2 protein-coding genes are annotated in these 876 nt (G+C 46.2%); both read left to right on the top strand.

The window, feature by feature from the left end; translation table 11 throughout:
- Window positions 1-508: MotA/TolQ/ExbB proton channel family protein (locus A3766_RS02910; RefSeq protein WP_068641627.1), on the top strand; the 508-nt coding region annotated here is incomplete at its 5' end.
- Between the two features lie 29 nt (window positions 509-537).
- Window positions 538-876 (top strand): ExbD/TolR family protein (locus A3766_RS02905; RefSeq protein ID WP_068641626.1); only part of this gene is annotated, 339 nt, incomplete at its 3' end.

Below are 876 nucleotides of genomic sequence, written 5' to 3'. Positions count from 1 at the left end.
GTCGGCTGCGAGTAGTGGGCTTGAATTGATTTTTAAATCGGGGTTTAAGGAATTTAACCGTTTAAAACAACAAGCCGGCGTAGACGCCGATGCCGTGATGGAGGGGACGCAGCGATCAATGCGTGTAGCGCTTTCGCGAGAGGGTGAACGACTTGACTCCAATCTGCCATTTTTGGCAACAGTTGGCTCTACAAGCCCTTATGTTGGTCTGTTCGGCACAGTTTGGGGGATTATGAACTCTTTTCTCGGGCTTGCTCAGCAGCAGCAAGCGACCTTGGCGACGGTAGCGCCAGGTATTGCTGAAGCACTAATTGCTACTGCAATGGGGCTATTCGCAGCAATTCCTGCTGTTGTTGCTTATAACAGGTTTTCGGCAAGGGCTGATGCGCTTTATACAAGCTATGAAACTTTCGCTGATGAGTTCTCGAGTATTCTTCATCGAAATATTCATTCAAGTGCAGGAAGTGCAAAAGACGGTGTTGCTGATAATACTTCTAATAGAGGCTGATAACGGTGCCTAGATCTAAGCGTAAACCCATGTCCGATATAAATGTTGTTCCCTATATCGATGTGATGCTAGTGCTGCTTATTATCTTTATGGTGACAGCACCAATGCTGACTCAGGGGATCAAGATTGATTTACCCTTACTTGATAGCGACCCGGTAGAAAGTGCTAAAAGCCTCGAGCCGATTGTCGTGACGGTCGACTCAAACGGTGCTTACTATATGGAAATGACATCATCAAGCAAGAAACCTTTAGAGCTTCAGGTCGTACTAAAAAATGTAAGCTCTATTCTTCAACACGAACCTTCTACTAGTGTTCTTGTGCGAGGAGACAGGCATGTAGAGTACGGAGTTGTGGTTGAGCTGATGGCT

This window comes from Oleiphilus sp. HI0132, from assembly GCF_001635845.1.
Note: the sequence above shows the minus strand (reverse complement) of the source record. Positions and strands in the feature narration are given on the sequence as shown.